General features: G+C 59.8%; 1 protein-coding gene. It reads left to right on the top strand.

What is annotated here, in order from left to right; all coding sequences use genetic code 11:
- On the top strand, positions 1-547 hold a 547-nt coding region (locus TU76_RS24265), incomplete at both ends, for a TRCF domain-containing protein (RefSeq protein ID WP_048352698.1).

Raw genomic sequence — 547 nt, 5'->3', positions numbered from 1 at the left:
ATCGCCAACACCCAGGATCTGGGTGCAGGCTTTGTGCTTGCCACCAACGACCTCGAAATCCGGGGCGCGGGCGAGCTGCTAGGTGACGGCCAGAGCGGCCAGATCCAGGCGGTGGGTTTTACCCTGTACATGGAGATGCTCGAACGCGCGGTGAAGTCGATCCGCAAGGGCGAACAGCCCAACCTTGACCAGCCACTGGGTGGCGGCCCGGAAATCAACTTGCTCGTACCGGCGTTGATTCCTGAAGCCTACCTGCCCGATGTTCATGCCCGACTGATCCTTTACAAGCGCATTGCGTCCGCCAGCGATGAAGAAGGCCTCAAGGATCTGCAGGTCGAGATGATCGACCGCTTCGGCCTGCTGCCGGAACCGACCAAAAACCTGGTGCGCATCACCCTGCTCAAATTGCAGGCCGAGCATCTGGGCATCAAAAAAGTCGATGCCGGCCCGCAAGGCGGGCGGATTGAGTTTGCGGCCGACACGCCGGTTGACCCACTGGTGCTGATCAAACTGATTCAGGGTCAGCCCAACCGTTACAAATTCGAAG

Origin of the sequence: Pseudomonas psychrophila (assembly GCF_001043005.1) — a bacterium.
GTDB classification, from domain to species: domain Bacteria; phylum Pseudomonadota; class Gammaproteobacteria; order Pseudomonadales; family Pseudomonadaceae; genus Aquipseudomonas; species Aquipseudomonas psychrophila.
This window is presented reverse-complemented; position numbering and strand designations above follow the sequence as displayed.